The organism is Sinomonas sp. B1-1 (assembly GCF_050474465.1).
Classification (GTDB): domain Bacteria; phylum Actinomycetota; class Actinomycetes; order Actinomycetales; family Micrococcaceae; genus Sinomonas; species Sinomonas flava.
This window is the reverse complement of the sequence record NZ_JBCHVF010000008.1, coordinates 143,853-170,044: the sequence shown is the minus strand read 5'-3', so window position 1 is coordinate 170,044 and position 26,192 is coordinate 143,853. Positions and strand designations below refer to the sequence as shown.

General features: G+C 72.8%; 23 protein-coding genes. 16 read left to right on the top strand and 7 right to left on the bottom strand.

Translation table 11 applies throughout. The features are described from left to right. Positions 1–285: 285 nt before the first annotated feature. On the top strand, positions 286–1,155 hold the full coding sequence (locus tag ACQ5BE_RS12935; RefSeq protein WP_344299983.1) for a PaaX family transcriptional regulator: 870 nt from the start codon (positions 286–288) through the stop codon (positions 1,153–1,155). A gap of 114 nt (positions 1,156–1,269) precedes the next feature. On the opposite strand, the gene ACQ5BE_RS12930 is transcribed toward ACQ5BE_RS12935, so the two are convergent. Next, the gene (locus ACQ5BE_RS12930; RefSeq protein WP_430297381.1) at positions 1,270–1,692 is read right to left on the bottom strand and encodes a RidA family protein; all 423 of its coding nucleotides are present in this window, start codon (positions 1,690–1,692) and stop codon (positions 1,270–1,272) included. A gap of 144 nt (positions 1,693–1,836) precedes the next feature. On the opposite strand from ACQ5BE_RS12930, the gene ACQ5BE_RS12925 reads away from it, so the two are divergent. From ACQ5BE_RS12925 to ACQ5BE_RS12900, 6 genes are all read left to right on the top strand, one after another. Further along, positions 1,837–2,688: a fumarylacetoacetate hydrolase family protein gene (locus ACQ5BE_RS12925; protein WP_430297380.1), complete on the top strand. Its 852-nt coding sequence runs from the start codon at positions 1,837–1,839 to the stop codon at positions 2,686–2,688. A gap of 32 nt (positions 2,689–2,720) precedes the next feature. Then, positions 2,721–3,203, top strand: coding sequence for a cupin domain-containing protein (locus ACQ5BE_RS12920; RefSeq protein WP_430297379.1), 483 nt, complete (start codon positions 2,721–2,723; stop codon positions 3,201–3,203). Further along, a complete protein-coding gene (locus tag ACQ5BE_RS12915) occupies positions 3,200–4,153 on the top strand; it encodes an acyl-CoA thioesterase (protein ID WP_430297378.1) in 954 nt (317 codons plus the stop codon). The genes ACQ5BE_RS12920 and ACQ5BE_RS12915 overlap by 4 nt, the downstream gene beginning before the upstream one ends. An 89-nt stretch (positions 4,154–4,242) precedes the next feature. After that, positions 4,243–5,901, top strand: coding sequence for an AMP-binding protein (locus ACQ5BE_RS12910; RefSeq protein WP_430297377.1), 1,659 nt, complete (start codon positions 4,243–4,245; stop codon positions 5,899–5,901). A gap of 14 nt (positions 5,902–5,915) precedes the next feature. Then, positions 5,916–8,324: a bifunctional salicylyl-CoA 5-hydroxylase/oxidoreductase gene (locus ACQ5BE_RS12905; protein WP_430297376.1), complete on the top strand. Its 2,409-nt coding sequence runs from the start codon at positions 5,916–5,918 to the stop codon at positions 8,322–8,324. Positions 8,325–8,470: 146 nt separating this feature from the next. Continuing rightward, a complete protein-coding gene (locus ACQ5BE_RS12900; RefSeq protein WP_430297375.1) occupies positions 8,471–8,947 on the top strand; it encodes an acyl-CoA thioesterase in 477 nt (158 codons plus the stop codon). Between the two features lie 18 nt (positions 8,948–8,965). On the opposite strand, the gene ACQ5BE_RS12895 is transcribed toward ACQ5BE_RS12900, so the two are convergent. Both ACQ5BE_RS12895 and ACQ5BE_RS12890 read right to left on the bottom strand, forming a co-directional pair. Then, positions 8,966–9,814, bottom strand: a complete 849-nt coding sequence (locus tag ACQ5BE_RS12895; RefSeq protein WP_430297374.1) for an SDR family NAD(P)-dependent oxidoreductase — start codon at positions 9,812–9,814, stop codon at positions 8,966–8,968. A 70-nt stretch (positions 9,815–9,884) separates the two neighbouring features. Further along, entirely contained in the window at positions 9,885–11,594 is a 1,710-nt protein-coding gene (locus ACQ5BE_RS12890) for a thiamine pyrophosphate-binding protein (protein WP_430297373.1), read from the bottom strand. 277 nt (positions 11,595–11,871) lie between these two features. On the opposite strand from ACQ5BE_RS12890, the gene ACQ5BE_RS12885 reads away from it, so the two are divergent. Beyond that, positions 11,872–13,191 carry an MFS transporter gene (locus ACQ5BE_RS12885; protein WP_430297389.1) on the top strand — a complete coding sequence of 440 codons (1,320 nt, stop codon included), beginning with the start codon at positions 11,872–11,874 and terminating at the stop codon, positions 13,189–13,191. A gap of 98 nt (positions 13,192–13,289) precedes the next feature. On the opposite strand, the gene ACQ5BE_RS12880 is transcribed toward ACQ5BE_RS12885, so the two are convergent. Together ACQ5BE_RS12880 and ACQ5BE_RS12875 are read right to left on the bottom strand one after the other, a co-directional pair. Next, positions 13,290–14,807, bottom strand: a complete 1,518-nt coding sequence (locus ACQ5BE_RS12880; RefSeq protein ID WP_430297372.1) for an MFS transporter — start codon at positions 14,805–14,807, stop codon at positions 13,290–13,292. Next, positions 14,804–15,823, bottom strand: coding sequence for an MBL fold metallo-hydrolase (locus ACQ5BE_RS12875; RefSeq protein ID WP_430297371.1), 1,020 nt, complete (start codon positions 15,821–15,823; stop codon positions 14,804–14,806). The genes ACQ5BE_RS12880 and ACQ5BE_RS12875 overlap by 4 nt, the downstream gene beginning before the upstream one ends. Before the next feature lie 158 nt (positions 15,824–15,981). Between ACQ5BE_RS12875 and ACQ5BE_RS12870 the strand changes: the two genes are divergently transcribed. Further along, the gene (locus ACQ5BE_RS12870; protein WP_208711147.1) at positions 15,982–16,464 is read left to right on the top strand and encodes a cupin domain-containing protein; all 483 of its coding nucleotides are present in this window, start codon (positions 15,982–15,984) and stop codon (positions 16,462–16,464) included. Positions 16,465–16,478: 14 nt separating this feature from the next. Further along, positions 16,479–17,213 (top strand): alpha/beta hydrolase family protein, encoded by a 735-nt coding sequence (locus ACQ5BE_RS12865; protein WP_430297370.1) that lies wholly within the window; start codon positions 16,479–16,481, stop codon positions 17,211–17,213. Positions 17,214–17,223: 10 nt separating this feature from the next. Here the strand turns inward: ACQ5BE_RS12865 and ACQ5BE_RS12860 are convergent, their stop codons facing one another. Together ACQ5BE_RS12860 and ACQ5BE_RS12855 are read right to left on the bottom strand one after the other, a co-directional pair. Further along, on the bottom strand, positions 17,224–18,045 hold the full coding sequence (locus ACQ5BE_RS12860; protein ID WP_430297369.1) for a PaaX family transcriptional regulator: 822 nt from the start codon (positions 18,043–18,045) through the stop codon (positions 17,224–17,226). Between the two features lie 71 nt (positions 18,046–18,116). Continuing rightward, positions 18,117–18,914, bottom strand: a complete 798-nt coding sequence (locus ACQ5BE_RS12855; protein ID WP_430297368.1) for a coniferyl-alcohol dehydrogenase — start codon at positions 18,912–18,914, stop codon at positions 18,117–18,119. Between the two features lie 189 nt (positions 18,915–19,103). On the opposite strand from ACQ5BE_RS12855, the gene ACQ5BE_RS12850 reads away from it, so the two are divergent. The 6 genes from ACQ5BE_RS12850 to ACQ5BE_RS12825 all read left to right on the top strand — a co-directional run bounded on the left by ACQ5BE_RS12850 (position 19,104) and on the right by ACQ5BE_RS12825 (position 26,143). Next, the gene (locus tag ACQ5BE_RS12850) at positions 19,104–20,525 is read left to right on the top strand and encodes an aldehyde dehydrogenase family protein (protein ID WP_430297367.1); all 1,422 of its coding nucleotides are present in this window, start codon (positions 19,104–19,106) and stop codon (positions 20,523–20,525) included. Positions 20,526–20,539: 14 nt separating this feature from the next. Beyond that, a complete protein-coding gene (locus tag ACQ5BE_RS12845; RefSeq protein WP_430297366.1) occupies positions 20,540–21,475 on the top strand; it encodes an MBL fold metallo-hydrolase in 936 nt (311 codons plus the stop codon). A gap of 103 nt (positions 21,476–21,578) precedes the next feature. After that, positions 21,579–22,340, top strand: a complete 762-nt coding sequence (locus tag ACQ5BE_RS12840) for an IclR family transcriptional regulator (protein ID WP_430297365.1) — start codon at positions 21,579–21,581, stop codon at positions 22,338–22,340. A gap of 164 nt (positions 22,341–22,504) precedes the next feature. Then, positions 22,505–23,497, top strand: coding sequence for a PDR/VanB family oxidoreductase (locus tag ACQ5BE_RS12835; protein ID WP_430297364.1), 993 nt, complete (start codon positions 22,505–22,507; stop codon positions 23,495–23,497). A 17-nt stretch (positions 23,498–23,514) separates the two neighbouring features. Beyond that, on the top strand, positions 23,515–24,720 hold the full coding sequence (locus ACQ5BE_RS12830) for a cytochrome P450 (RefSeq protein ID WP_430297363.1): 1,206 nt from the start codon (positions 23,515–23,517) through the stop codon (positions 24,718–24,720). Positions 24,721–24,745: 25 nt separating this feature from the next. Continuing rightward, the gene (locus ACQ5BE_RS12825) at positions 24,746–26,143 is read left to right on the top strand and encodes an MFS transporter (protein WP_430297362.1); all 1,398 of its coding nucleotides are present in this window, start codon (positions 24,746–24,748) and stop codon (positions 26,141–26,143) included. The last annotated feature ends 49 nt before the right edge of the window (positions 26,144–26,192 follow it).

Below are 26,192 nucleotides of genomic sequence, written 5' to 3'. Positions count from 1 at the left end.
CCGATACAGCCGCTGCACCGGCCACCGGGACACCCCCAGCCGAGTTGCCGCGGCCCGATCGGCGAAACCCTGCTCGAACAACGCTACAGCCGCCGACCGCTGCCCCTCGGACAGCGAACTACTCACACGCATGAACTGCTCCCCAGAAGACGGAACCGAATATCACGGTCCAACTTCCGGGGAGCAGTGCATTGTGGGGTCCTGTCCCGCGCGTTGTGGGGTCTCGTCCCGTCGGCCCCGCGCTCAGCCCGGCTCCCCGGAGTCACCGGCGGTAGGCTCGGAGGCATGTCCACCGTCGCCGCAGCGGAGTCCAAGGCCGCGGCCGCTTCCCCGCGGCACCAGCAGCTGATCGTCACAGTGTTCGGCCTCTACGCGCGCGAGCACGGGGGCGTCCTGCCGGTCGCGGGACTCGTGCGGCTGCTCGGCGACCTCGGCGTCGAGGGCGCGGGCGTCCGCTCCGCCGTCTCCCGGCTCAAGAAGCGCGGCGTGCTCGAGAGCGTCAAGCTCGGCAACGCCGCGGCCTACCGCCTCGGTCCAGGACTCGAAGAGGTCTTCTCTGAGGGCGACGAGCGCATCTTCTCGCCCCGCCGCGCCCGCCCCGAGGACCCATGGCTGCTCGCCGCCTTCTCCGTGCCGGAGTCGCAGCGCGCGCTGCGCCACCAGATCCGCGCCGCCTTCACACGCCTGGGCTTCGGCGCCGTCTCGCCTGGGCTGTGGATCGCCCCGGCCTCACTCGAGCGGGAGGCCAGGCGTCGCCTCGCCCGGGCGGGTGCCGCCGGCTACGTCGAGTTCTTCCGCGCCGAGTACGCGGACGACGGCGAGGGGTCGGGCATGCGCGGCCGCGTCGCCGAGTGGTGGGACCTGGAGGCGCTGGACGCGACCTACGCGGAGTTCGTGGAGGGCCAGCGTGAGGTGCGCGAACGCTGGGAGGGCGCGCCCCCGCCGTCGTCCGCGGAGGACGACGCCGCCGCGTTCACGGACTACGTCTCGCTGCTCACGCACTGGCGGCGGCTCCCGTACCTCGACCCCGGACTGCCCGCTGAGTACCTCCCGGGGAACTGGCAGGGGCTCGTGGCGCAGCGGCTGTTCGCGGAGCTCCACGCGAAGCTCGCCGGCCCCGCCCGACGCCATGCGGAAAAGGTGCTGGCGGGATAGGCGGGGGGCGCGACGCCGGACGGCTCCGCCTGCCCGGCGCCGCATTCTCGGTGCAGGGACAGGACCCCGCAAGCGCAGGGACAGGACCCCGCAACCAGGCTGGTGCCCCGCCCCCTACTCCGCCGCGCCCGACCCGATCACGGCGACGCCCTTGATCTCGATGAGCGCCTCCTCCTGCCAGAGCCGGGTGATGCCGATCCCGGCCATGGCGGGGTACTCGCGCCCGGCCATCTCGCGCCACAGCCGCCCGATCTCGCGCCCGTTGGCCATGTAGTCGTCCACGTCGGTCAGGTAGATCGTCACGTCGACGAGGTCCTCGGGCTTCCCGCCTGCCTCCTCCAGTGTGGCCAGGACGTTCCCGAACGCCTGCTTGAACTGCTCGACGATCCCTCCGGGGACGATCTTCATGTCCGCATCCAGGGCAGTCTGGCCGCCCAGGTACACGGTGTCCCCGACCTTGATCCCGTGCGCGTAGCCGGACGGCTTGGGCAGCGACGCCGGGTTGATGGTCTCCTTGCGCGTCATGGTGGCCTCCATGGTGTCCTCCTGCATCCCTCGCGGGCTCGTTCCAGTGTGGGGCTAGTCACGGCGGTGTGAGCCGTGTTACGTTGAGCTTAGTTGACGAACGTCAAGAAAGCGACATACTTCAGAAAGTCGCTGAAAGACCCAGGGAGGAGTCCCATGGAACTGGCCACCATCCGGACCGCGGAGGGAACCCGCGCCGCCGTGCGCAGCGGGGACCAGTGGCTGCCGCTGGGCGCGCCGCACCTCAGCGCGCTCCTCGCCGACGCCGCGTGGCGCACGACGGCGCAGGCCGCCCTCGCGGGGCCCGCGCCGCACGCCGTCGCCCCGGTCGCGGCGGACGACGCCGAGCTCGTCCTCCCGCTCCCGGCCCCCCGCAAGGTGATCTGCTGCGGACTGAACTACGCCGACCACATCCTCGAGATGGGCCGCGACCTCCCCGAGCACCCCACCCTCTTCGCGAAGTTCGCCGACACGCTGACCGGCCCCACGGACGAGATCGCCGTGCCGGCCGCCGCCCAGGGCGCGCTCGACTGGGAAGCCGAGCTCGCCGTCGTCGTGGGCGCCGAGCTGCGCAACGCCGGCGAGGAGGAGGCGCGGCAGGGGATCGCCGGCTACACCCTCGCGAACGACATCTCGGTGCGCGACTGGCAGAACCGCACCCTCCAGTGGTTCCAGGGCAAGGCCTGGGACGCCACGAACCCGCTGGGCCCGGTCCTCGTCACCGCAGACGCCCTCGACCCCGAGGCCGGCATCGAGATCACCTGCGAGGTCAACGGCGTCCGCCGCCAGACCGGCAACACCAAGACGCTCGTCTTCAGCCCCGCGGCCCTCGTGGCCTACATCTCCCAGTTCACGGTGCTGCGCCCGGGCGACGTCATCCTGACCGGCACCCCCGGCGGCGTTGGCATGGGGATGAAGCCCCCGCGGTACCTCGCCGACGGCGACACGGTGGTGGTCGAGGCCCAGGGCCTGGGCCGCGTGGCCAACACCATCCGCTTCACCGACTGACCCCGACACACTAGAGACAAGGCAAAGGAGCCATGATGACCCAGCAGACCCAGTACGCGACCGAGGGCGACAACTCCGTCTACGCCCAGCCCGACGGCCGCGTCGTCCCCGTCGTGACCCGCGCCGGGCAGGAGGACACCTCCACGATGCAGTCCGGGCAGTGCGTGCGCGTCTCCGGCGTCTCGATCCAGCACACCCCTGCTACCAAGATCTGGTTCGGCCAGGTCTCCAACGAGCCCGGCTACCGCTCCTTCCCACACCACCACGGCGAGGCCGAGACCGGCGGGTACGTGCTCCGCGGCCACGGCCGCATCTACTTCGGCGAGGGCTACAAGGACTACATCGACATGACCGCAGGGGACTGGGTCTTCGTCCCGCCGTTCATGCCGCACGTCGAGGCCAACATGTCCACCACCGAGGAGCTCGTCTGGCTCACCGCCCGCACGCCGGAGAACATCGTGGTGAACCTCGAGGACGTCGACGACTCCGAGCTCGAGGGGTTCCGTCGGGCATGAGCACCGGGACTCAGGAGACGCGCACGACGCCGCGCGGCGGCACCGCGGAGACCCTCCTCGCGGCGCTCGAGCTGACCCCGGCGGAGCCGGAGCACTTCGACCGCGCCTTCACTGCGACGACGCAGCCCTGCCCGTGGCCCAAGGCCTACGGCGGCGACATGGTGGCCCAGGCCGCCGCCGCCGCGATGCTCTCGGCCGGGACGGACCGCCGCCTGCATTCGATGCACTCCTACTTCATGCGGCCGGTCGACATCGGCGCAGAGGTCCGGTACGAGGTCGAGCTGCTGCGCGACGGCCGCGGCTACTCCACCAGGCAGATCCGCGGCTACCAGAACGGCAAGCCCGTCTACGCCGCGCTCGCCTCGTTCCAGGTGCCCGAGGACGGCGCCGAGCTCGCCCCCGCGATGCCCGCCGGCGTCCCGGCCCCCGAGATGCTGCCGACCTCGGCCGAGTACCTCGCGCACGTGGAGCCCGGAACCCGCGAGGCCGGCACCATGACTGAGGAAGCCAAGGCGTACTGGTCCGGCGGCCGCTCCTTCGACACGCGGCACGTCCCTGGGCCGGTGTATGTGCGGGTCGAGGGCGAGCCGGTGCCGCACCAGGCCGTCTGGGTCCGCGCCTTCAGCCCCCTCGAGGGCGCCCGGGCCGGCGACCTCACCGCGGACCAGCTCCACACCGCGGCGTTGGCCTACGTGTGCGACTACACGATCATCGAGCCCACCCTGCGGGCCCTCAGCCTCGCCTGGGCCGACCCGGGCCTGACGACCGCGAGCCTCGACCACGCCATGTGGTTCCACCGCCCGGCCCGCGTGGACGAATGGCTCCTCTACGTCCAGGAGGGCGCCGGCGCCCAGTCCGGGCGCGGCCTCGGCCTGGGCAGGTTCTACGACACCGACGGCCGCCTCGTCGCGACCGTGGCCCAGGAGGCCCTGGTCCGGCCCGGACACTGACGTCCGGGCCCCGGGCCCCGGGCCCCGGGCCGACAGGCCCTCTGCAGATCCCCACCCGTGCCCCACCCGCACATCACGAAAGGTGCGCCATGGCTCTCTCACCCTCCGCCCACGCGGACACGTTCGCGCGGGACAACCTCCCCCCGGCCGAGCAGTGGCCGACCTTCGAGTTCACCCTCCCCGAGCTCCAGTACCCCGACCGGCTCAACGCCGGTGCGGCGCTGATCGACCGCGCCGTCGAGCGCTTCGGCGCCGACCGCCCGGCCGTCATCGCCCCGGACGGCACCCGCTGGACCTACGGCGAGCTCCAGACGCACGCCAACCAGGTCGCGCAGGTCCTCACCGAGGACCTCGGCCTCGTGCCCGGCAACCGGGTCCTCCTGCGCTCCCCGAACAACCCCTGGACGGTCGCCGCCTGGCTCGGCGTCCTCAAGGCCGGCGGGGTGGTCGTGACGACGATGCACGCCCTCCGCGCCCCCGAGATCGCCCAGATCCTCGAGCGGACCACACCCAGCGTGGCGCTCGTGGACCACCGCTTAGCCGAGGACCTCGACGCCGCGGTCGCCGGCCTCGGTGCCCCGGCCGCCGTCGTGCGCCCCACGGTCGTCCGGTACGGCGGCGAGGGCCCGGACGACCTCACCGCCCGCGCGGCGGCCAAGAGCGGGACGTTCGACGCCGTGCAGACCGCGGCGGACGATGTCGCCCTCCTGGGCCCCACCTCGGGCAGCACCGGGGTGCCCAAGGTGACCATGCACTTCCACCGCGACATCCTCGCCAACGCGGACACGTTCGCCCGGCACGTCCTGCAGCCCACGCAAGAGGACGTCTTCGCCTGCTCGGCCCCGTTCGCGTTCACGTTCGGGCTCGGCTCCCTCGTGGTGTTCCCGCTGCGCTTCGGCGCCTCGGCGCTGCTGACCGAGCGCACGACGCCGGTCCAGCTCGCCGAGCTCGTCGCGGAGCACGGCGTCACGGTCCTCGCCACCGCCCCGACCGCGTACCGGGCCATCCTCAAGGAGGGCCACGCCGACCTGCTCAAGGGCGTGCAGAAGGCGGTCTCGGCCGGCGAGCACCTCCCGCAGGAGACGTGGCAGCACGTCTACGAGGAGACCGGCCTGAAGCTCATCAACGGCATCGGCGCCACGGAGATGCTCCACGTCTTCATCTCCGCCGCGGGCGAGGACATCCGCCCCGGCGCCACCGGCCGCGCCGTCCCCGGCTACCGGGCCACCGTCCTCGACGACGAGGGCAACGAGGTGGCGCCCGGGGAGCTCGGACGGCTCGCGGTCATCGGCCCGACCGGATGCCGGTACCTCGACGACGAGCGCCAGCTCTCCTACGTGGTCAACGGCTGGAACGTCACCGGCGACACCTTCTACCGCGACGCCGACGGCTACTTCTACTACCAGGCCCGCGCGGACGACATGATCGTCTCCTCCGGCTACAACATCGGCGCCCCCGAGGTCGAGGCCGCCATCAACGAGCACCCGGACGTCATGGAGTCCGGCGTCGTCGGCCGCCCCGACGCCGAGCGCGGCACCGTGGTGTGCGCGTTCATCGTCCTCCGCGAGGGCGTGGAAGGCGACGACGCCAAGCGCCGCGAGATCCAGGACTTCGTCAAGTCGCGCATCGCGCCCTACAAGTACCCGCGCGACGTCCGCTTCGTCGAGGCACTCCCGCGCAACCCGAGCGGCAAGCTCCAGCACTACCGCCTGCGCGAGCAGGCCGCCACCAACGGCACCCAGGTTTGAGAGGAAGACCCACCATGAAGATCGCAGTCATCGGCGGCGGCCCCGGGGGCCTGTACTTCTCCGCGCTCATGAAGCAGCTCGACCCGTCCCACGAGATCACCGTGTGGGAGCGGAACCGGGCCGAGGACACGTTCGGATTCGGCGTCGTGTTCTCCGACGAGACCCTCGGCGGGATCGGCAACGCGGACACCGTCGTCGCCGAGTACATGTCGGAGCGGTTCGCCCGTTGGACGGACATCGACATCACCCTCAACGGCGTCCGCCACACGGTGGGCGGACAGGGCTTCGCGGCCATGAGCCGCAAGGAGCTCCTGCAGCTCCTCCAGCGCCGCACCGCGGAGCTCGGCGTCGACGTCCGCTTCTCCACCATGGCGCCCGACGTCGAGGAGCTCGCCCGCGACTACGACCTGGTCCTCGCGGCCGACGGCGTGAACTCGGCCGTGCGCGCGAAGTTCGCCGACTCGTTCGGGCCGAGCCTGGACGTGCGCCCCAACAAGTACATGTGGCTGGGCACGGACCTCGTCTTCGAGGCGTTCCAGTTCTTCGTCAAGGACACCCAGTGGGGCACCATGCAGATCCACGGGTACCCGTACTCGGACGAGGGCTCGACCTTCATCGTCGAGATGCACGAGGACGTGTGGCGCGCCGCCGGGTTCGACGAGACCGAGGGCACCGCCTTCGCGCCGGGCGTCTCCGACGAGAAGGCCATCGCCAAGGTCCGCGAGATCTTCGCCGAGGAGCTCGACGGCCACGAGGTCCTCGCCAACAACTCGAAGTGGATCAACTTCACCACGGTGCGCAACGCCTCGTGGCGGCACGGGAACGTGGTGCTCCTCGGCGACGCCGCCCACACCGCGCACTTCTCCATCGGCTCCGGCACCAAGCTCGCCATGGAGGACGCTCTCGCCCTCGCGGCCTGCCTGCACGAGCACCCCACCCTCGAGGCCTCCCTCGAGGCGTACGAGACCGAGCGGCGCCCCGTCGTCGAGTCCACCCAGCGCGCCGCCCAGGCCTCGCTCGAGTGGTTCGAGAACATCGGCATGTACACGTCCCAGGAGCCCACGCAGTTCTGCTTCAACCTCCTGACCCGCTCGCGCCGCATCACGCAGGAGAACCTGCGGCTGCGCGACCCGGAGTTCGCCGCCCAGGTCGACGCCTGGTTCGCCGCGTCCCAGGCCGCCGCCGGCCACGGCGACGGCGTGTCCCGCCCCGCGATGTTCCAGCCCTTCCGGATCGGCGGCCTCGAGCTGAAGAACCGCGTCGTCGTCTCCCCGATGGACATGTACTCCGCCGTGGACGGCGTGCCGGGCGACTTCCACCTCGCCCACCTGGGCTCCAAGGCCCTCGGCGGGGCCGGTCTCGTCATGACGGAGATGGTGTGCGTGTCCCCCGAGGGCCGCATCACCCCGGGCTGCGCCGGCCTCTACACGGACGGGCAGAAGGACGCCTGGGGCCGGATCGTGGACTTCGTCCACACCGCCTCGACCGCGAAGATCGGCGCGCAGATCGGCCACTCGGGCCGCAAGGGCTCCACGAAGCTCATGTGGGAGGGCATCGACCAGCCCCTGGAGTCGGGCAACTGGCAGACGGTCGCGCCGTCCGCCCTGGCCTACGGCCCGGAGAACCAGGTCCCGGCCGAGCTGGACCGGGCCGGCATGGACGCGATCCGGGAGGAGTTCGTCGCCGCTGCCCGTCGCGCCGGGGAGGCCGGCTTCGACCTGCTCGAGGTCCACGCCGCGCACGGCTACCTGCTCTCCTCGTTCCTCTCCCCGGTCTCGAACCGCCGCGCCGACGAGTACGGCGGCAGCCTCGAGAACCGCCTGCGGTTCCCGCTCGAGGTGTTCGACGCCGTCCGCGCCGCCTTCCCGGCCGAGCGTCCCGTCACTGTCCGCATCTCCGCGGTGGACTGGCTCCCCGACGGCAACACGGTGGAGGACGCCGTGGAGATCGCGCAGGCCTTCGTGGCGCACGGCGCCGCCGCCGTGGACGTCTCCTCCGGCCAGATCGCCAAGGAGGAGAAGCCCGCGTTCGGCCGCTCGTACCAGACGCCGTTCGCAGACCGGATCCGCCAGGCCCTCGAGGGGACGGGCGCCGCCGTCATCGCCGTCGGCGCGATCTCGAGCTACGACGACGTCAACTCCATCCTCCTCGCCGGCCGCGCCGACCTCTGCGCTCTCGGCCGCACGCACCTGTACGACCCGAACTGGACGCTGCACGCCGCCGCCGAGCAGGACTACCGCGGCGACGGCGCGGAGTGGGTCCAGCAGTTCCGCGCCGGCCGGCGGAAGCCCCCGTCGGCCCGCACGGACGCCGTCCGCCCGCGGCTCTCGCTCCTGCGCGAGCCCGACGCCGACGAGCTGCCCACCCACCTGCGCTGGACCCCGGCTGCGGCGCGGAAGCACGAGGCCCTCGCGAACGCCTGACCCTTGCGGGGTCCCGTCCCGCCCGTTGCGGGGTCCCGTCCCGCCGGTTGCGGGGTCCCGTCCCGCCCGTTGTGGGGTCCCGTCCCGCCCTAGGATCGGGACGGGACCCCACAAACTGAGTGAATCGCACAACCCAGGAGGACTCCGTGACGGAGGCGAGCGGCGCCGTCGTGCGCGAAGAGGTGACCCGCACCGTCGAGTGGGTCGACACGGACGCGGCGGGGCACCACCACAACTCGTTCGTGCTGCGCAGCGTCGAGGCGGCCGAGGCGCGGCTGTTCCGGCGCCTCGGCGTGCTCGAGGCGTACTTCGGCGCCGCCCCGCGCGTGCGCCAGGAGGTCGACTACCTCTCCAAGCTGTACTTCGGGCAGGAAGCCACGACCGTCCTCGAGCTCGAGGCGATCGGCCGGTCCTCGATGACGTTCCGCTTCCAGGTGTGGGGCGAGGCGCACGACGGCGGCCCCTCCGGCCGCGTCGAGCGGCGCCTCGCGGCGTCGGGACGGTTCGTGACGGTGCACGTGCCGAAGGACAGCGAGGCGTCCGCCCCGTGGCCCGAGGCCATCCGGGCGGCGGTGGAGGCTGGGGACGAAGCGGCGCATGGAGAGGCCCCCGCCCCGGCATAGGCGCCCGGGCGGGCGCGTTCAGCTCCCGGAGCCGTCGTCCAGGACGGTGATGTCCAGGGGCATCCGGTTCTCGCGGCGGAGCCGTCCTGCCAGGATGCTGCGGATCCCGCGGGTCACCAGCGCCGGTCCTTTCAGTGCGCGGTACTCGGCGGCGTCGGAAGTGACGAGGCCGAGGAGCGGGCGGGCCGCCTCCTCGGGCGTCTGCCCCCACAGGCCGACCACGACCTGCAGCGCTCCCAGCCGCTGCTCGTACCCGCGCTGTGACGTCACCCGTCCCAAGAGGTCCGTCGTCATCAGGCCGGGGTTCATCCCGTGGACCCGCACCCCGGTGCCCTCCGTCTCCCGCCTCAGCGTCTCGGTGAACTGGCGGACCCAGCGCTTGCTCGAGGCGTAGGCGTTCTGCAGCGCCACGGGACCACGGTCGCCCTGGCCGTAGATGTTGACGAGGTCGCCATGGCCCTGCGCGAGGAAGACCGGCAGCGCGGCCCGCGACCCATGGAAGGTGCCCAGGATGTTCGTGCGCACCACGCGCGTGAAGTCCTCCACCGGGGTGGACGCCGTGGGCCCGTAGACGCCGGAGATGCCGGCGTTGTTGACCCAGATGTCGAGCGTCCCGAGGCGGCGCCCCTCCTCGCGCAGGGCCTCGACGTCCGCCATCTCCCCGGTGTCGCAGCGGCGGCCGGCAGCCGTGATCCCTTCCGCGCGCAGACGCTCGACGGCGTCCGCGACATGGGGCTCGGACCTTGACGCCACCACCACGGCGGCGCCGTGGCGTCCCAGCAGCTGGGCGGCGGCGAATCCGAAGCCGCGGCTGGATCCCGTCACGACCGCCACCCGTCCTCGGAGCAGGTCCCGCTGAGCGTCCATGCTTCCCTCATACGCTCCCGTCGTTCAGGAGGGAAGCCTAGGGGAGGCCCGGCCCCCCCGGGTGGTCGGGCTACAGCCTCTTGCCCGCGTCGAGGGAGGCAGCCATGAACTCCGCGATTACCTTCTGGGAGATCGCGACGTCGAGGACGAACACGCCGTCCTCGCCGGTGGCGAGCCACTCCCTGAGGGCCTCGAGGTCAGCGAGGGTGTGGGCCTTCGCGCCGCGCGCGCCGAGGGCGCGCCCTAGGGCCGCGAAGTCGACCTCGTCGATGAGCATCGCCGTGGGGTCCAGCCCCTTGGAGGCGTACTGGTGCAGCTCGGCGCCGTAGGCGGAGTCATTGAGCACGACGACGACGCCCCGCCGGGTGGCGCGCAGGAAGGTCTCGAGATCTGCCAGGCCCATGAGCCCGCCGCCGTCTCCGGTGACGAGCACGGTGGTGCGGTCCGGGCGGGCGGCGGAGACGCCGGCGGCGGAGCCGAAGCCGAGCCCGATGCTCTGGAACGCGGTGCCGACCAGAACCATGGCCCGCGGATCCGGGACCGAGAGGTACATCGGCGCCCAGCCGATGAAGTGCCCGCCGTCCATGACCACCGACCGCTCCTTCGGCAGGATCTCCTCGAGCGCAGCGACGACGGCGCGCGGGTTGAGCCGCCCGTCGGCGCCGAACTCGGCGGGGTCCTCGACCGGCTCGGCGGAGTGGAAGGCCGCGTCGGCGGCCTCGGGCACTCGCGCCCGCCAGGTCAGGGCGGGGTCCGCCGCGGGGATGCGCTCGGCCAGACCGGTCAGGGCCGGGGCCAGGTCGGCGCGGAGGTAGTCGGTGACCTGCGGGTGGGCGAGGTCCTCCGCGGGCTCGTTGTCGATCCGGATCACCTTGGCGCCTTCGGGGAACAGCGTGCCGTAGCGGGACTGGAAGGCGTTCAGCGACGCGCCGGCCACGAGGACGACGTCGGCCTGCCGCGCCAGCTCGAGGCGGTGGGCCCGCGTGAACCCGCCCGCCACGCCGAGGTCCCAGGGCGAGTCGACCACGCCGACGGCCATGACCGAGGTCATGAACAGCGCACCGAGCCGGTCGCCGAGCTCGCGCAGGGGCACCGCGGCGTCGGCCAGCACGACCCCGCGGCCAGCGAGAACCAGCGGGCGCTCCGCGGCGCGGAGAAGGTCGGCGATCCGGTCCAGATCGGCGGGATCGGCGTGCCACGCGGGCTTGGCCGGCAGCGGCTCGAGCCCGGACTGCTCCGCAGCCAGGGGCGCGGTGCCGACGTCGTAGGGGATGGCGAGGACCACGGGCTGGACGGTCTGGAGGGCGAGGTCGAACGCGCGGTGCGCGACAGCGGCCGCGTTCTGCGGGGTCGCCACGAGGGTGGTGACCCCGACCGCCGCCGCGGCCGTCGTCTGGTCGATGTCGAAGGACCGGGGCCCGGTGGTCGGGGCATCCCCGACCACGAGGACGAGGGGGATGCGGGCCAGCCGCGCCTCAGCCAGGGCGGTGTAGGTGTTCGTGAAGCCCGCCCCGTAGGTGGTCGTCGCGACGCCGACCGTGCCAGTGGCCCGGTGCCACGCGTCCGCCATCGTGACGGTGGCGGCCTCGTGCCGGGCGGAGGTGAAGGGGAAGCCGGCGTAGGTCAGGTGGCTGATCAGGTGGGCGTTGCCGTTGCCCATGAGCCCGAAAAGGTGGTGGGCGCGCTCGGCGATCACGTCCGCCACGGCGGTGGAGACGGTCGGGGCGGTCCCGGCGCCGGCGGAGGCGGTCTGCTGGGAAGCGGTGGTGGTGGTGGTCATCTGGCCCCTCCTCGATGATGGGCTGCGCATCGGTTCCCCACGACGGTAGGTGTGAAGGGGATCACTGCACAAGCGGGCACATTACGACGGTGCACGATGTCACTTCTGCATGGTGGAAGCAGCTCCCGATGTGGCAGTTTGTCCATTCGATCTGGCTGCCCTGCCGGATCCCGCCGCTGCGCGCTAGCCTCGTAGGGTGACTGAGGGGGCCCGGACTCCTCCGGCGGGCGCGGCCGCCGAGCACGCGCCCGGTGGCGTGCACCCGCCGTCGGACGGCATGCGCGTCTTCGTCGCCCTGCTCGCCAACACGATGGTCGCGAACGTCACGACCAGCTACCTCTGGTTCGCCCTCACCTTCTGGGTCTACCTCGAGACGCGGTCCGTGCTCGCCACCGGGATCGTGGGCGGCGCGTACATGCTGCTGGTCGCGGTGTTCGCGATGTACTTCGGGACGATGGTCGACCGGCACCGGAAGCACCGCGTCATGGTGCTCTCGAGCGTCGTCCCGCTCGGGGCGTTCCTCGTGGCCGCCGCGGTCTACCTCCTCCAGCCCGAGTCCGCGATCGTGGACCTCGGCGGGATGTGGTTCTGGATCTTCTCCGGCGTCATCCTGCTCGGCTCCGTCGTGGAGCAGCTGCGCAACATCGCGCTCTCGACGACGGTGACCCTCCTGGTGCCGGTGGAGCGGCATGCGAACGCCAACGGCATGGTGGGAACCGTCCAGGGGCTCGCGTTCATCACGACCAGCGTGTTCAGCGGGCTCTCGGTCGGCCTGCTGGGGATGGGGTGGACGCTGGCGATCGCCGTTGCCCTCACGCTCGTCACGCTCGCGCACCTGATGTTCGTCCGCATCCCCGAGGAGAAGCCAGCCCCGGAGGGAGGGAAGGCGCCTTCGGTGGACATCCGCGGCAGCCTCGCCGCCATCCGCGGGGTGCCCGGGCTCTTCGCCCTGATCCTGTTCACGACCTTGAACAACCTCATCGGCGGCGTCTACATGGCGCTCATGGACCCGTATGGGCTGACGCTGTTCTCGGTGGAGCTCTGGGGCCTCGTCCTGGGCGTGACGTCCACGGGGTTCCTCATCGGAGGCGCGGCCATCGCGAAGTTCGGGCTGGGCAGGAACCCGGTGCGCACGATGCTGCTCATGGTCGTCGCCATGGGGCTTCTCGGCGCTCTCTTCACCATCCGCGAGTGGTGGTGGGTCTATGCGCTCGGCATCTTCGCCTACATGATGCTCATCCCCGCCGTCGAGGCCTCCGAGCAGACCGTGATCCAGAGGGTCGTCCCGTACCGGCGGCAGGGCCGGGTCTTCGGATTCGCCTCCGCGTTCGAGGCCGCGGCAGCGCCGATCACCTCGTTCCTCATCGCGCCCATCGCGCAGTTCTGGATCATCCCGTACACGGCATCCGAGGGCGGCCGCCAGACGTGGGGGTGGCTGCTCGGCGAGGGCCAGGCCCGGGGGATCGCCCTCGTCTTCCTGGCCAGCGGGCTCCTGCTCACGGCGCTCGCGGTGACGGCCTTCAGCACCCGCTCCTACCGGCTCATCTCGCGCGAGTACCAGCGGGCGCCGACGCCCGTGCCCGAGCCGGAACCCTGAACGCAGCTGCCGCCTGAATGCCCCCGTTCCGGACGTCCCACGCCGAGGCGCGGGGCGTCCGGAACGGGGGCACATTCTTCCGATGCGGGCCAGGCGGGCTACCCGCTGAACGCGAACCGCTCCTGGAGCCGCGTGCCCGTCCGGTCGGGGTTGAGCAGGAGGACGCTGAGCGCCCCCACGAGGACGAGGTACACCCCGATGGCCCAGAAGGAGGTGTCCATGCCCGCCCCCAGCCGGGCGATCATCTCCGCCGACTCCTTGACGCCCTTCGGCGCCGGAACGTAGCCGGCCGCGTCCATGAGGCCGCCCACCATCGCGGGGGCGACCACGCCGCCGAGCGAGGCGAGGCCGGTGAGGGTGGCCATGACCGCGGCCCGCTGCTTGGAGCTGACGCAGAAGGCCACCGCCGTGGGAGCGAGCGGGTAGATCATCGCGAGGCCCGCGCCGACGGTCACGACGGCGATGGCCGCCGCGCCCTGCAGCCCCGGCAGGAGCAGGAAGCACACGCCGGAGACCAGGAGCGTCCCGCCGAACAGTGCCCCGAGCGCCCAGCGGACCGTGACCCCGCGGCGCATGAGGAACCGCGACGCGTACCCGAGCGCCAGGAGCGCGAGCGCCCCCACGATCCAGGGCAGCGTCGAGAGCGCCCCGATCGCCTCGGGGGAGACCGCCACGATCGAGGAGAGGTACTTCGGCGACCACGTCGTGAGGAAGCCCTGCGCCCAGAAGCAGCCTGCGCCGGCGAAAACGGCGACCGCGAACATGCGCGTGCCCAGGATCCGCCGGATCGGCACGATCCCGAGCGCGTCGGCCCGGTCCGCGATGCTCCCCGACGTGCCACGCGGGGATCCGGCCGCGGTAGCGGTGCCGCCCCCTGCCGCGCCAGCCCGCGTCTCCGGCGAGGAGGCGGACGACGGCGCGTCCCCGCCGTCGTGCGCGTCCCGGCCCGGGTGCGCGGCGGCGGTGCCGCGGCGCCGGGCCGTGTGGCTGAACGGCCCGTCCCGGCCCACGAGCAGCCAGGCGAGGGACCAGACCAGCCCGAGGACTCCGAGGAAGCCGAACGCCCAGCGCCATCCGAGCTCGGGATGCGCGATGATCCAGGCGAGCACGGGAGCGGCGATGATGGGCCCGAGCGTCGAGCCGGCGGCGACGAGGCTGCTGGGCAGGCCCCGTTCGGCCGGTGCGAACCAGCCGTGCACGTGCTGGAGCGTGATGGGCGTGGCCGGGCCCTCGGCCGCGCCGAGCATGATGCGGGTGACGAGCAGGACCGCGGCCCCGCCGCCGGCCAGCATCGGGAACTGGATGACGGCCCACGCGACGCCCATGCTGAGCAGGAGCCACTTCGTCGGGACCCTGGCTGCGACGAACCCGACCACCACGGCCGAGATCGCGAAGAGGAAGAAGAAGGAGCTGCCGATCATCCCGAACTCGCCCGCGGTGAGGCCGAGCTCGCGGATCGCCGGGTCGGCCACGAGGCCCAGGACGGCCTTGTCCGCGAAGTTGATGATCTGGAACACCACGAGCAGGCCGGTCACCAGCCACGCGCGCCGGTTCATGCGGCCGTTCGCGATCGCCCCGCGCAGGGTGTGGTCGGCGACCTGGGGCGCGGCGCTCACGCGTTGCTCCCGGCGAGCTCGTGGCGGACGACGCCGGCCGCGTCGCCTTGGGTGCCGACCCGGAAGACATCGTTGTCCTCGGCGATCCGGACCGGCCCCGCGAAGTCGGCGCGGGCGCCGGCCAGGATGGCCGCGAGGTCCGCGGCGCCGGGCGTGTTCGGGACGATGTGGTGCAGGACGAGCTCGCCCACTCCCGCGCCGGCGGCCACCTTGCCGACCTCGCTGTAGGGGGTGTGGGACTCGCGCAGGTGCACCTCGATGCCGGCGCGGGTGGGGCCGTCGGGGAAGGTCGCGAGGATGGAGTCCAGGTCGATGACCTCGTGCAGGAGGAGGTCGGCGCCGCGTGCGAGGCGGACGAGGTTCGGCGACGGCGCGGTGTCGCCGGAGACCACGACCGAGCCGTAGCGCGAGTCGACGCGGAAGGCGAAGGCCGGGTAGCAGAGCCGGTGGTCCACGAGGGCCGCGGTGATGCTCACCAGCTCGTCGCGGTACACCTCGAACGGCTCCGTCTCGGGATGCCGCGTGGCCTCGTCGGCGCCGGCACCGCCCGGCACGGCGATGTCCTCGGCGAGGATCCACGCACGCGGGTCGCCCCGGCGCTCGTCCTCGCGCCGGACGGCGACGTCGGAGGCGAACACGGTGCCCAGGAGGGCCTCGACGATCTCGGTGGTTGACGCCGTCGTGCGCCCTTCGGTCCCGACGGAGGCCCGGCCGGGGCCGAGGACCCGCACCGGGCGGGAGAACGACTCGCCCGGCACCTCCCAGCCCGTCACGAGGTAGGCGCCGAGGTCGTAGAGGTGGTCGGAATGGTGGTGCGTGAGGAGGACGGCGCGCAGGGCGCCCCAGGTCGAGTGGGAGCGGTAGTTGCGGATGCTGCCCATCCCGGCGTCGATGACGTAGGTGGCGCCGTCGACGGTGACGGCGGTGGAGGTTCCGGCGCGGCTGGAGGAGACGATGGGGCCGCCGCCGGTGCCGAGGGCGTGGACGGTCATGCCGGGCGTGGGGGGAGAGGTCATGGCGTGGCCTTTCTTCGGGTCTGGGGGTGTGGGCAGTCCGCTGGCCAGCGTGTGACGAACACCATATACACCATTTTTAGCGATCGCAATGGGTATTGCATAAGCGTGTGGGGGCGTGCCATGCTGGCCGGACCTTCCACCGACGAAAGGAACAGGCAATGGAGCCGACGAGCCAGGAGATCATCCTCGGAGACCTTCCCAAGGGCATCACGCTCGCGAGCGAGGCCATGGGCAACAAGACGTGGAACGTCCTCGGGCACACGTACCTGGCCAAGGTCGAGTCCGCCACCAGCTTCGCCTGGCTGTCCCTCGACCCCACCGGGACCGGCGTTCCGCCGCACGTGCACCCGACCCAGGACGAGCACATCTACGTCCTCGAGGGCACGTACACGCTGTACCTCGACGGGGAGTGGACCACGGCAGGGCCCGGCGACACCGTCCGCATGCCCAAGGGCCTCCCGCACGCCTACTACAACAAGGGCGAGACCCCCGGGAAGTCGCTCTTCTGGGTCAGCCCGGCCGGCCAGCTCAGCAGGCTCTTCGACGAGCTGCACAACCTCGACGACCCCCAGGAGGTCGTGCGCCTCTCGGCCCTGCGAGACGTGGACTTCCTCCCGCCGGGCTCCGTCCCGGGCGCCTGAGGCGGGGCAGCCGCGTGAACCGGCCCGACGGCGTCGTGCGCTACGGCGCCCACCCCGACCAGCGCGTCGAGCTCCACGACCCGGCCGAGGGCAGCCAGCCCCGCGGGGTGGCGCTCCTGGTCCACGGCGGCTACTGGCGCGAGCGCTTCACGCTCGGGCTCATGCGCCCGCTCGCCGCGGACCTCGTGGGGCGCGGTTGGGCGGTGGCGAACGTGGAGTACCGGCGCGGCGCCTCGGGCCCGTGGCCCGCGCCCGACGACGACGTCCGGGCCGCCGCCGCTGCCGTCGCCGCCAGTGGGTGGCGCTGGAGCTGGGGCGGCCCGCTGGTCGGGATCGGGCACTCCGTCGGCGGCCAGCTCGTGCTGCTCGCCTCGGGTGAGCTCGACAGTGCGGTCGCCCTCGCACCGGTGACCGACGCTGGGCGGGTGTGGGCCGAGGGCCTGGGCGACGGCGCCGCCGCCGCGTTCTTCGGAGCGGGACCGGCGGAGCTCCCGGGGGTGTACGCGGAGGGCTCGCCGATCCGCCGGCTGCCCCCGGGATGCCCCGTCCTCGCAGTGCACGGCGACGCCGACGACCGCGTGCCGCTCGCGCACTCCCTCGACTACGTGCGCTCGGCCTCCGGCGCCGGCGGCAGCCCCGTCGGCCTGCTCGAGGTGCCTGGCCTGACCCATCTGGGTGCCATCGACCCCGCGGCGCCCCACTGGGAGGCGACGGTCGGCTGGATGGCGGGGGCCGCCGTCGTGCGCTGAGCGCCGGGGATCACGCGGCCTCGAGGGCCCTGCGGGCGTGCCGTCCCGCGGGGCCGGCCAGCTGCGCGTGCAGGCGCAGGAACGCCGCCTTCGCGCGGGGCGCCTTCCAGCCCTCCGGCAGGTACTCGAGCGGGATGTTCGGATCGCGGTAGGGGAACCGGCGCCAGCGCGTGAGCATGGGCACGTAGGCGGTGAACGCGGCCAGATCCGCCTCCGGGCCGTCCGGCGAGGGGGCCTCGAGGTGCTCGTAGTCGCCGATGAACGCGGCATACTGCTCGTCCAGGGCGCCCAGGTCCCACCACTGCCCGACCTTCGCCCGGATGTCCGCGCCCGTGAGGTACTCCCCGGCGAAGCACTCGGTGTAGCCGTCGAGGCCCCGCGCCGCAAGGCGCTCCCTTGCCTGGTCGAGGACGGTCCGCGGCGCGATCGCGACCCCGGCCGCGACGAAGCCGAAGCCCAGGCTCGCGAGCTCGCTGCGCAGCTCGTAGCGGCGGTTGCGCTCCGCCTCGGGCACGGAGAAGACGACGAGGGACCATGGGTCCCCGGGGACGGAGCGCACGGGGGCGAAGATCCGCTCGTCGTCGGCACGGAAGAGGTCCAGGACGTCGGGGGAGAGGGCGTAGAGGCTCGTTCCGCCGGCCCGGCGCTGGTCCAGGATCCCCTTGCCCTTCAGGCGGGAGACCGTGGCGCGCGCCGCCTGCCCGTCCACGCCCACCCCGTCGAGCAGCCGCACGAGCCCGGCCACGGGCAGTTCGCCGGTGCGCGGGTCGGCGTAGAGGCCGTAGAGGGTGACCACGAGCTCCTGGACGAGCGGGGTCGGGCGCGGCGGCATCTTCTTCCTCAGGACGGCGGCGGGGTCCCTGCCATCCTAGGTCCGGCCGCGGCGCCCGGCGCGCCGGCAGCTCAGGCAGGCTGCGCCGCGGCCTCGGTGAAGCGGTGGGCGCCGAGGCCGCCGTCCACCCGGACGTCGCTGCCGTTGACCCAGCGGGCGGCGTCGGAGGCGAGGAAGACGACGACGTCGGCCACCGCCTCGGGCGTGGCGGCGCCGCCGGTGAGGCTGATGGCGCCCTCGACCTTGTCCGTGCCGTGGTCGCGCTTGAAGTCGTCCAAAATCGGGGTGCTGACCGGGCCGGGGCTCACGGAGTTCACGCGGACGCGCCCGAGGGAGGCTGCCGCCTGGGCCTGGGCGAGGACCCGCACGCACTCCTTCGAGAAGCGGTAGGAGTTGCCGGTGACCTCGGCCTCGTCCTCGACAGAGGCGAGGGCCTCGGCGTCGTCCGCGTGGGAGAGGAATGCGCGGAGGTGCGGGACGCGGGCGGCCCAGCCGTCCGCGACGTTCGAGGCGAGGTGGACCACGGACCCGCCCTCTGCGATGGAGGGCAGCAGGGCATCGGTGAGGGCGCGCAGGCCGAGCACGTTCACGCCGAGCACGGTCCGCCACGGCGCGGTGCCGGGCACGCCGGCGATGTTGGCGAGGTGATCGATCCTCGGGGCCAGGGCGCGGACCTCCTCTGCCGCCGCGGCGGCTCCCGCCGAGCTCGAGAGGTCTGCGCGCACGAAGTCGCGTGCGCCGTCGGGAACGTTGCGGTCCACCCCGATCACCCGCGCCCCGAGACGGGCGAAGGCTGCTGCGGTCGCGGCCCCGATGCCCGAGGCGGCTCCGGTGACGACGACGGTGTGGCCGGCGAGGTTCGGCTCCATGGGTCCTCCTGCTGAAGAGTGGCTGATGTCTCTCCCACCACTCTTGGGTCCCGCGATGTGACCGGCAACGCGCCCTTTCCACTGGATGGAGAGACCGCGTTGTCCGTCCCCGGCGTGCCGGGCCACGCTGGGAACCAGATCCGAGACCCGGCGCCCCACCGGCGCCCTGCCCGCCGAAAGGGACATCGCATGACAACGACGTACGAGGTGTTCGACCCCGCCACGCTGGAGCCGGTCGGCACCGCCCCCCTGCACGCCGAGGCGGACGTCGACCGCGCCGTCGGGCGGGCCGTCGCCGCCGGCCCGCGCTGGGCCGCCGACCGCGATGCCCGCCGCGCCGCCCTGCGCGGCGCCGCCGCGGCCCTGCGGGCGAAGGCGCCCGGGATCGGCCGCACCCTCTCGCTCGAGCAGGGCAAGGTGCTGCGCGAGGCCGTCGGCGAGGTCCTCGTCGCCGCGGACGTGTTCGACTACTACGCAACCCTGGAATGGGACGAGCAGGAGTCCCTGCCCGAGCGCGGCGGCCGGCGGCTCACCGTCCAGCGCCGCCCGGTCGGCGTCGTCGCCGCCATCACCCCGTGGAACTTCCCGATCTCCCTCCTGAGCGTCAAGCTCGCCCCCGCGCTCGCGGCCGGCTGCACCGTCATCGCCAAGCCGTCGCCCACCACGCCGCTCTCCACCATCGCGCTCGTGGACGCCGTGGCGGAGTTCGTCCCGGACGGGGTGGTCCAGTGGCTCACCGGCCGGCGCGCCGTGAACCGCGCGCTCAGCGAGCACCCCCGGGTCCGGAAGATCTCCTTCACCGGTTCCACCGAGGTGGGCGCCGCGATCGCGGCCCAGGCCGCCCCGACGGTCAAGCGCGTCACGCTCGAGCTCGGCGGCAACGACCCTGCCATCGTCCTGCCCGACGCCGACGCGGCGTTGACCGCGGCGGGGATCGTCGGCTCGGCGTTCCGCAACGCCGGGCAGGTCTGCATGGCGGTCAAGCGCGTGTTCGTGCCCGCCGAGCGGGAGGCCGAGTTCGTGGAGGCGATCGCCGCGGAGGCGGCCAAGCTCGTCCTCGGCCACGGCGTCGCGGAGGGCACCACCATGGGCCCGATGCACAACCGGTCCCAGCTCGAGCTCGTCCAGGGCCTGGTGCGGGACGCGCTCGACGGCGGCGCGAGACTCGCCTCGGGCGGCGGCCGGGGGACCTCCCTGCCGGGGTACTTCCTCGAGCCGACCGTCGTCGCCGGGGCAGCGTTCGACACCGCCCTGGTCGCGGCTGAGCAGTTCGGCGCGGCCCTGCCCGTAGTCGCCTACACGGACCTCGACCGGCTCCTCGAGGGGCTCAACGGCCAGGAGTTCGGCCTCGGCGCCTCCCTGTGGACGCCGGACCTGGACCGCGCCGACGAGCTGGCGGGCGGGATCGAGGCAGGCACGGTCTGGGTCAACCAGCACACGCAGGTGGAGCTGGACGCCCCGTTCGGCGGCTGGAAGGCCTCCGGCGTGGGACGCGAGCGCGGCCCGTTCGGGCTCGAGCCCTACCTCGAGCTGCGCACCGTGAACGCCCGCAGCCACACCGCCCCGACCCCCATCCCCGCGGCAGCTCCTGCCGCCGTCACGGCCCGCTGATTCGGAGGACCCGCATGCACCCCGCGAACAGCCCGGCGCCCGCCGGCCTCGACGTCATCACCTTGGGCACCGCGGCCGGGCCCGCGATCCGCAGCGGAGCGCCCGGCATCGCGACCGCGATCGTGGTCGACGGCGCGCACTACCTCGTCGACTTCGGCCTCGGCTGCACCCGCCAGGCCAACGCCGCCGGCCTCCGCGGCCAGGACCTCCGGGCGGCGTTCATCACCCACCTCCACTCGGACCACGTGGGCGAACTGCCCGCCTACCTGCTGTGGAACTGGGGCAGGCCCGTGGACGGCTTCACCCGGGACGTCCCCGTGTACGGGCCCGGGCCGCAGACGAGCGAGATGGTCTCCCACCTCCTCGCGGCGTTCGACTACGACATCGCCATCCGCATCGTCGACGAGGGGCGCCCCGACCTGCGGCGCATCGTGCGCCCCGTGGACATCGAGCTCCCCGCGGACGCCGCGGGGGGCGGCCCCGGCTCCACCCCGGCCATGCAGCCGTTCGAGGTGTACGCGGACGAGAACGTGACGGTCACGGCCATCCTCGTCGAGCATCCGCCGGTGTTCCCGGCCTTCGCGTTCCGCTTCGACACCCGCTACGGCTCGGTCGTGATCTCGGGGGACACCACCGAGTGCGAGAACGTCGCGACCCTCGCCGCCGGCGCGGACCTGCTCATCCACGAGGCGGTCAACCTCGCCTACTTTGCGGCCCGGGACTTCTCGCCGGAGTTCCTCAACCACCAGCAGATCTCCCACACCACCCCCGCCGGTGTCGGGCGCGTGGCCCGGGCGGCCGGCGTCGGGCACGTGGTCCTGTCCCATCTGGCGGGCGTGGCGACCGACGAGGAGTGGGCGGCCGGCGTGGCCGCGGAGTTCTCCGGGCCGATCACCGTGGCCCAGCCGGGCCAGCGCTTCGTCCCGGGACGCATCCCGGCCCGGAGCTGACCCGGACGGAAGGCTCCGGGCAGGCGGCGCGGCGGACCGCGTCCCGGGTATCGTGAAGGAGGCGTTCGGCACCGTGCCGGGCGCCTCGTCGGCGAGGTGGGCAGTGGCAGGTCATACGAAGGCCGCCGGGAAGTCCGTGACGTCACGGGCGCTGAACGTGCTGGGCGCGTTCGACCAGGAGAATCCGGTCCTCGGTCTCTCCGAGATCGCCCGTCGCTCCGGCACGCCCGTGGCCACGTGCCACCGCCTGCTCGGCGAGCTCACGGAGTGGGGCGCCCTGGCCAAGACCACCGGCGGCCGGTACCAGATCGGCTACCGCCTGTGGACGCTCGGCATGCTCGCCCCCGTCCAGAAGGGCCTGCGCGAGGTCGCGGCCCCGTACATGCATGACGTCCTCTTCGCGACCCGTCACGTCGTGAACCTGTTCGTCCTCGAAGACGCCCGCGCGCTGCTCCTGGAGCGCATCGCGGGCACCGCCGTCGGGCAGCCCGTGGCGCGCGTGGGGGAGCGGCTGCTCCTCCACACGAGCGCGGGCGGGAAGGTCCTGCTCGCCTATGCGCCGGTGTCCGTCCTCGAGCAGGCGTTCGCCGAGCTGAAGCAGGAGACGCGGCACAGCATCACCGACCCGGCCAGGCTCCAGCGCGAGATCGTGAAGATCCGCGAGCAGGGCTACGCCACCACCATCGAGGAGCACGCCCTCGGAACCTCCGGCCTCGCCGTCCCCGTCTTCGGCGCCGGCGGACGCGTCATCGCGGCCCTCGGCGCCGTCGGCATCGGGGCCACGCCGCCGCCCGTGGCGCGCACGCTCCCGGCCCTCCAAGTGGCCGCGAAGGCGATCGGGAGGACGCTCGGCGTCACCGGCTGAGCGCCCGGCCGAGGCTCCGAAGGGGCGGACATGCCGGCTGATGCGGCTTTTCCATCCAGCGGTAAAGACCGCGTGATCCGGACCACGCCGCGGACTTAAGGTCTCTGGAGAAGGCGCGGTGACGGAGGGAATCCTCCCACCCGCATCAGCGAAAGGACATCCCGATGACGGCACAGGCCGAGGCAGACATGGAGCACCTCCTGCCGGTCTCCGCGACGCTTGACGCGCTCGTCGCCGAGCGCCGCGAGGCAGCCGACGGCGTCGCCCACCTCACGCTCCGCCCGGCGGACGGGGGCCTGTTCCCCGCGTGGGAGGCCGGAGCGCACATCGACCTGCACCTCCCCGGGCACACGCGCCAGTACTCGATCTGCTCCTCGCCGGCCAACCGTGCGAGCCTCGAGATCGCCGTCCTGCGCGAGCCCGAGTCCCGCGGCGGCTCAGCGTACGTCCACGAGGAGCTCACCCCGGGCACCCGGGTCGTCGTCGGTGGCCCCCGCAACAACTTCTCCCTGGCCCCCTCGCGCAAGTACCTCTTCATCGCCGGCGGGATCGGCATCACGCCGATGCTCGCGATGATCGAGGCGGCCGAGCAGGCGGGCAAGGAGTGGCGCCTCGCCTATGGCGGCCGCAGCCTCGCGACCATGGCCTTCGCGCAGGAGCTCCTGGACGCCTACGGCCCCGAGCGCGTGCTGCTCTTCCCCTCAGAGGAGTCGGGCCGCCTCGACCTCGAGGCGCTCCTCGGCATCCCGCGGGCGCTCACCCTCGTCTACGCGTGCGGCCCCCAGCGCCTCCTCGACGCCATCGAGGACTACTGCCTCGGCTGGCCGGCCGGCGCCCTGCACCTCGAGCGCTTCGCCGCGGCGCCGGGCGCCAGCGGGTCCGCGGGCCCGTTCGAGGTCGAGCTGAGCCGGACCGGCCGCGTCGTCGAGGTCGCCGCGGACCGCACCGTCCTCGACGCCGTCGAGGAGGCCGGAGTCCGCGTCCTCTCGTCCTGCCGTCAGGGGGTCTGCGGCACGTGCGAAATCCCCGTCCTCGCCGGTGAAGTGGACCACCGCGACGCCATCCTCAGCCCCGAGGACAGGGCCCGCAGCGCCACGATGATGGTCTGCGTCTCCCGCGCCGCCGCCGGCTGCAGCCGCCTCACCCTCGACCTCTGAGACCCACGGAGAACACGATGTCGCTTCTGACCCACCGCGAGGCGCCCGTCCTCGACGCGGACCCCTTCGCCCCCGAGAACCTCGTGGGCCGCTACGCGCTCCACGAGACGCTGCGCGAGGCCGGGCCCGTGGTCTACCTCGAGAAGTACGGCGTCTACGCCGTCACGCACTTCGACCCCGTCCGCGAGGTCCTCATGGACTTCGAGACCTACTGCTCCTCCGGCGGAGTCGGCCCGAAGGACATCCGCAAGCAGGCCGAGTGGCGCCCAGCCGGCATCCTCGAGTCGGACCCGCCCACCCACACCGCGATGCGGCGGGGCCTGTCGAAGGTCATCCACCCCGGCTCGGTCCGGGACCTCGCGGCTGGCTTCACCCCGCCCGCGGAGAGCCTCGCCGGCTCGCTCGTGGCCCGCGGCGCGTTCGACGCCGTGACGGACCTCGCGCAGGTCTACCCGCTGCGCGTCTTCCCCGACGCCGTCGGCATCCCCGACTCGGGCCGGGAGAACCTCCTGCCCTACGGCAGCATGGCCTTCAACGCCTTCGGCCCGCGCAACGAGATCTACGAGCGCGCCTTCGTCGGGGCCGAGTCCGTGGCCGCCTGGGTCGAGTGGGCGTGCGCCCGCGGAAGCCTCATGCCCGGCGGGTTCGGGGAGAAGATCTGGGAGCAGGCCGACCTCGGCAACATCACCGACCAGGAGGCCTCGCTGCTCGTCCGCGCCCTGCTCTCCGCCGGCGTCGACACGACCGTGGCAGGCATCGGCAACACGCTCCTCTGCCTGGCCCGCGAGCCCGAGCAGTGGGCGCGGCTGCGCCGCGAGCCGCACCTGGTGAAGTTCGCCGTCGACGAGGCGCTGCGCCTCGAGTCGCCGTTCCAGATGTTCCACCGCACCGCAACCGTGGACTCCGAGCTCGCCGGGGTGCGCATCCCGGCCGACTCCAAGATCCTGCTCTTCCTCGGCGCCGCCAACCGCGACCCCCGGCGGTGGGGCGACACGGCGTCGGACTTCGACCTGGACCGCAACGCGACCGGGCACGTCGCCTTCGGCATGGGACTGCACCAGTGCATCGGGCAGCCCATCGCCCGCCTCGAGATCGAACTGGTCCTCAAGGCACTCGTGGCGCGGGCCGCCACCCTCGAGCTCGACGGCGATCCCGTCCAGGAGCTCCACAACACCCTCCACTTCTTCACCTCCATCCCCCTCAAGGTCTCCGCTGCTGCGTGAGCCGGTCCTACGAAGGAGTAGACCCATGACCCAGCTTGCTCCCCCCACGCCGCCCCAGGCGCCCGCCCCCGTGTCGAAGGACCCGGCCACCTGGTCCTACGAGAAGCGCCGCCGCTACGGCTGGCTCGTCACGGTCTCGCTGCTGTTCCTCATGATGCTCAGCTGGGCGGACAAGGCCGTCCTGGGCCTCGCCGCCGTGCCCATCATGAAGGACCTCCAGATCACCCCCGAGATGTTCGGGCTCGTCAGCAGCGCCATGTTCTTCACCTTCGGCGTGGCGCAGCTTGTCGCCGCCCCGCTGGCGAACAAGGTCCAGAGCCGCTGGATCCTGCTGGTCATCTGCATCCTCTGGTCGGTGGCCCAGGCCCCGATCCTCGTCTTCTCCTCGCTCCCCGCCCTCTGGGTCAGCAGGCTCCTCCTCGGCGCCGGCGAGGGCCCGCTTGCGCCGGTCATGATGCACGGCGTCTACAAGTGGTTCCCCGAGAAGAAGGGCGCCACCCCCGCCGCGCTGGCCTCCTCCGGCGTCACCCTCGGCATCGTGGCCTTCGCCCCCGTGCTCGCCTGGGTGATCGGCGCCTACGGCTGGCACGCCGCGTTCGCGCTGCTCGCCGTCGTGGGCCTCGCGTTCGCCGCCTACTGGCTCATCGTCGGCAAGGAGGGCCCGTACACGAGCCGCGCGGCCGAGCTGAAGCTCGACGGCGACCGGGCCGCCCGCGCTGGCGCCGCCACGCCGTCGTCCGCCACCGCCGTGGTGGAGAACCGCGTGCCCTACCTGCGGACCATCCTGTCCCCGAGCTGGATCTTCGCGGTGCTGACCTCGTTCTTCGGCTACTGGACCTTCACCCTCGCGATGTCCTGGGGCCCGGCCTACTTCCAGACCGTCCTGGGGCTCACGGGGCAGCAGGCCGGCAGCCTCATCGCCCTCCCGGCCGCCTGGGGCGCCATCGCGACCGTGGGCCTGAGCGCCCTCACGCAGCGCCTCCACCTGCGCGGCGTCCCCACCCGCAAGTCGCGGGCCTGGGTGCTGGGCAGCGGGGCGGTGTTCGGGGGAGCGGCCCTCCTCGCGGCCTCCCTCGTGCCGGACCCGGTGGTCGCGGTCGCGCTCATGGTGTTCGGCTTCGGCACCGCGCCGGCGCTGTTCGCCCTCAGCTACCTCGTGGTCGCGGAGCTGACCTCGGTGGCCCAGCGCGGGGCGAACCTCTCCATCGCCAACGCCGTGTTCACCACCGGCGGCGTCTTCGCCCCCGCGGTCTCCGGCTTCCTCATCGGCGGTGCCGCGACGCAGGCCGCCGGGTACTCGGCCTCCTTCGCGCTCGCCGGCGGCCTCCTCCTGGCCTGCGGCGTGCTGTCCCTGGTCTTCATCAACCAGCAGCGCGACCGCCGCCGGCTCGGCCTCGACGCGGCGCCGGTGCCCGCCGCCTGAACCGATACCGGCAGGGGCCGCGCGACGACCGGTCGCGTGGCCCCTGCCT